The following is a 4,814-nucleotide window of genomic DNA, read 5'->3' as shown; positions in this document are numbered from 1 at the left end:
GCATTGTATACAGTATTATTGGGATTATCAACAGGAGCACTAGGTGCGATGAAGATCAGATATAGAAGAAAGAAAAACAAATAAGTTTTGGTTCAGTAACTAAGGTTGGGGAGTAAAATTTAAAAAGCACTCCCTAACTTTTTTATTGCATTTTTTAAATTCTTTATGTTAATAGTATTCTATTTCTAAAACTCTCAAAATTATCCATCCTAAAACTTACTCTTTTCAATGTTTTTATCTTATTATGCTTTCCTTCTAAATATCCATTATTGTATTCATAATCAAAACTATTTGTTATTTCTTCCAGCCAGTTCTTTAGCATTTTTACTACTTTCTTAAATTCTTTTTCTCCTACATATTCTACCTGTTCGCACCAGTTTTCTATTCTTTCATTGCCTTCTAGCATCTGTGCCAACCTTATTTTTTCTTCCTCTTTTACTATTATATGTATTGATTTTCTAAAAAATTCTTTCTTTACTTCCTTAAAGGTTTTACTCATATTACTTACAAACATCTTTACTCTTTCTCTTTCTTCTTTACTTATTTTACTAAAATATTCTTCTAAATCCTTTAAATATCTTGATTTTACTACATCTATTATCTTCTTGTTTTTTCCATCTGCTATCGATGTTTGATACTTTATTTTCCCGCTATTACTTTTAAACTCATCTATACACATTACCTCTAGTAACTCTCTTCTTAAAATTGTTATCTTACCTTATATATCTTTGTATCGTTGTTGAAATTACGTAATTTTCTTGGGCTATTAACTTTATACTCTTTATCTTTGATATCTCTTTAAAAAATCTTAAAGCAAGTCTATTTGTTATCTTATGATACTTTGAAACAAAATCAGGCTTAATCTCAAAAATTTTATTACAACAAGGACACTTTCTTCTATGTCTTTTAAGTCTTATTATTACTTTCTTATCTCGAATAGGAATATCCTTAATTTCTGAAATCCTATAATCATGGGAGTATGTTTTTTCATAATTACAGTAAATACACCTTTTACTTTCGATAGGAACACTACATTCAAAATACATTTTATCATTTTTAAAATATTTTTTATTAATTAACACTTTTAAATCTAATGAATTTATGATATCATTATATTGCACTTATTAAACGTATCCTTTCTAGTTTTGTGATTACTACTATTTTAGGATATTTTTTAATAAGTGCAATTTTTTTGCTTTTTTTATAAATTAAAAGGCTGAGAATCTTTTACTCCCCAACCCTAGTTACTGAACCATAATTTTTAAAAGAAATAGTTTATTTTTAATGTATTTAACTATATAAATTAAGAAGTCAAAAAATATTGACATAAAAAATATATTTGATACAATATAGTTGTAGGTAAAATATCATTAAAAAAGTATAAAAAGGTTTTTAGAAAAGTGCTGAATAGTAAGAAATACTGTACTATTACTAATGCTATCTTATGTAAGGAGAATATCATGGATGTGTTAATGTTTATATTAAAATGGATATTAATGATACCTGTTATGTGGGGATTAATGTTTATATCCATATTTTTTCATGAGGTTGGACATTTGATAATGTATCTTTTATTTTATCGTGAGAATAATTGGAGAATAGAGCTTGGAGCAAAAGGAAAAAAAATATTTGAAATTGGAAGATTTACTATTTATCTAAAAATGCTTACAGGACATATTTATTACAGATTTAAAAAATATAATAAATTTAAATCAGTTATGGTTCTTGTGGGAGGGCCATTGGCAAATTTAATTTTTATGTGTTTTATAATTATATATATTTTTAACTTTTGCCCAGATAGAACGGGATTATTATATTGGTGTTTGTGCTTCTTATTTTATCATAATCTCTCTCTATTTGTAACTGCGGTAATACCTATTAAAAATAAGCATTATATAAGTGATGGATGGAGAATTGTAAATCATTTAAAAGGAGTTTATGATGAAGATTAAAATATATCTTATAATCATATTTATAACTATTTAGAAGTTGAGTTTTAGGTTAGAAAATAGCGATTGGAGTATAAAAATTTCAAACTTTTGTTTGTGAAAAAAATTATTTTTTAAATATTATTAAATGCCATACATAATTAATTGTATTTTGTCAAAAAATAAACTTTTGCTGATGAAAAGTATAGTATTTAAGCTTAAATTGTGGTAAAATAAGACGAAAAGATTTTTTTACTTAAAAATTTATTATTCTTATGGAAAGGGGAAATTTATAGTGAAGAAAAGGGAATTAATAAATAAATTTGTATCTATGTTTGCAATAGTCTCATTGCTAATGCCTATAGCGTCTCAAGTAAATGCTGTAAGTCCTATTAAAGGATTAGAAGTCAATGCAGACCGAACTGAATTAGATAAAGCTGTAAAAGAGCTTAAAGATTTGGGTCTTAATCCAACACAGGAACCAACTCAAAATAAAGGTACTGCTAGTTCAAAGGCAGAGGTAAATACAAAATTGGCTGAAGTTAAGGCAGATTATAATCAACAGATAAAAGAATTAAAAAAAGCTAAAGAAGCAATTGAAAAATGCAATGCAGATAAGAAAGCTTATGAAGCTGAAAAGAAAAAATATGATGAAGAACTAGAAAAGTATAATATCGCTAAGAAAAAGTATGATGATGAAATGATTGCATACAATAAGGCACTAGAAGAGTTGAAAAAACATAAAAATGAAGATGGATATCTACGTCAAATAGTAGAGCAAAAACTTAAGTTTGAATCTGAACCACATGCAAAGATAAGCGTTTCAGGCAGTAAAGTATATAGCCAACAAGAGTTTGATAAAGCAGTTAGATCTCTTGGATATGGACCTGGAACTTGGGGTTATGCGTATTTTAATGAATTAAATAAAGGATTTAAAGGTTCGCCAAGTGAAATAACTTCAAGTGATGCAAGAGTTCTTTTGGAAAAAGGAAAAACTACTACTGTTACTTATACTAATCTTCAAAACTCATCAATGGATGGTGTAAAAATTTCAAAGATTGTATTTAAATATACTTTGAAATCTACATCTCCTTTACCAAATAAAATTCCAGCAATTATAAAACAAGATCCTACTAAGACAATTTGGTATACAGACTTTTTTGGTAAAACTAATATTGGTGTTAATGTTGAATTTTTTGATGAAAGTGGTAATCCAATTGATTTAACCGGAGGATTATTTAGTTTTGCTTCTCTTAACAGAGGACATATTCCTAATATTTTGTCAGATTATAAAAATGCTGTAGAAAGAGTTGGAAATTTTAATGGAGAATTATTGGAAATAAATGGTTCCAGTATAAAAAATCATAGTGGAACTGCTTATTCAGATAAGAGTAATACAACAACAGCAGATGGTTCTAGGTATAATTCAGGACAATGGGATACTGATACATCTCCACTAAATTGGTATGGAGCCATTGTAGGTAAGGCTAAGGGAAAATCAGTTAATTATGAAATGTCATCATATAATTGTGGAAATATTTGGTTTGCCTTTAACTCAAAAATAAAAGCTAAAGGAATTCCCAAAAAACCGATAGAGCCGAAGAAACCTATTGCTCCTATAGAGCCACAATGTCCTGTTGTAGAAGCAAAATATCATTATGATGTATTTTTCTATCAACCACCAGTTGAAAAGAAAGTTCTTAATGAAAATAACGCAGATATAAATAACAAACCTGTTTTGAAAGATTCAGTTGTTAAGTTTGTTTTGAATGTAGAAGATTTACCAGCTGGTCATGAAAAAATTGATTCGCTTTCATTTAAAGATAAACTTCCTACTGGATATGAACTAGATTTAGATGCTACAAAGCAAGCTAATCAAAATTATGATATTAATTATGATAATGTTACAAATGAGATTACTTTTAACGCAAAGGCTGAGTATTTAAATACGATTAATGCAGATTTAACAAAGGAAGTAAAAATTTCTGCTCCTATAATCACTGGAAAAGTAACTAAAGAAGGAACAAAATATGAAAATGATTTTGATTTAACAATAAACAATGATTATTCTGTAAAATCTAAACCGGTAAAGGTTTATACACCAACAGAACCGAAAAAAGATGTATTTAAAGGTGATGATACAACAAGTATCGATGGTAAGGTTGTAAAAGCAGGAGAAGAATTGCGTTATGAAATCACATATAAGAATACAACAGGAACTAAGCAGATAGTAACTATAACTGATAAAATCCCACAACATACTGAATTTATTTCAGCGGATAATGGCGGAGCAGAAAATGGCGGAACAGTAAAATGGGTTAAAGAAGTAGAACATGGAGATTCTATAAAAGTTAGCTTCAAGGTAAGAGTTAACCAAGATATAAATGGAAATCCGGTAGAAAATACATCTCATGTAAAAGATGGATTTAATGAAACTGATACGAATAAGACCCATAATCCAACATCTACAAAACCAGTTAAATCTGTATTTAATAGCCAAGATACAAATACAAGTATAGACGGTAAGGAAGTAAAGGCAAAAGATGAACTACTTTACAAGATAACTTACAAGAATACTACAGGAAAGGTACAAAAAGTTGTAATAAAGGATAAGATTCCGGCTCATACAACTTATGTGGAAAATTCTGCAGACCATGACGGTGTCTTTAACAATGGAGAAATCACTTGGACAAAAGAAAATGTAGCAGATGGAGAAACAGTAGTTGTTACTTTCAAGGTAAAAGTAGATGCTAATGTAAATGGAGAAGAAATCAAAAACAAGGCAAATGTAGTAGATGGAAGTAATGAATTTGATACAAATGAAACAACAAATCCAACAGCAACAAAGCCAGTAAAAGATGTTTTTGATAGTAAAGATACAAATAC

General features: G+C 28.0%; 4 protein-coding genes. 2 read left to right on the top strand and 2 right to left on the bottom strand.

Annotated features, from left to right (window positions below):
• Positions 1-163: 163 nt before the first annotated feature.
• Together VJI93_RS08095 and VJI93_RS08090 are read right to left on the bottom strand one after the other, a co-directional pair.
• Positions 164-679 carry a transposase gene (locus VJI93_RS08095; protein WP_323999287.1) on the bottom strand — a complete coding sequence of 172 codons (516 nt, stop codon included), beginning with the start codon at positions 677-679 and terminating at the stop codon, positions 164-166.
• Positions 680-713: 34 nt separating this feature from the next.
• Complete coding sequence (locus VJI93_RS08090) at positions 714-1,121, bottom strand: transposase family protein (RefSeq protein WP_323999289.1); 408 nt, start codon at positions 1,119-1,121, stop codon at positions 714-716.
• Between the two features lie 339 nt (positions 1,122-1,460).
• Here VJI93_RS08090 and VJI93_RS08085 point away from each other — a divergent pair, with 339 nt between their 5' ends.
• Positions 1,461-1,952: a hypothetical protein gene (locus VJI93_RS08085; protein ID WP_323999291.1), complete on the top strand. Its 492-nt coding sequence runs from the start codon at positions 1,461-1,463 to the stop codon at positions 1,950-1,952.
• Positions 1,953-2,223: 271 nt separating this feature from the next.
• The coding region (locus tag VJI93_RS08080) for a GbpC/Spa domain-containing protein (protein ID WP_324009225.1) at positions 2,224-4,814 on the top strand (2,591 nt) is incomplete at its 3' end.

The organism is Parvimonas sp. M20, from assembly GCF_035282425.1.
GTDB lineage: Bacteria > Bacillota > Clostridia > Tissierellales > Peptoniphilaceae > Parvimonas.
Note: the sequence above shows the minus strand (reverse complement) of the source record. Positions and strands in the feature narration are given on the sequence as shown.

Bases quoted from the DNA above. Each gene is read 5' to 3' on its own strand.
- VJI93_RS08095 (WP_323999287.1), bottom strand. From the start codon at position 679: ATGTGTATAGATGAGTTTAAAAGTAATAGCGGGAAAATAAAGTATCAA.
- VJI93_RS08085 (WP_323999291.1), top strand. From the start codon at position 1,461: ATGGATGTGTTAATGTTTATATTAAAATGGATATTAATGATACCTGTT.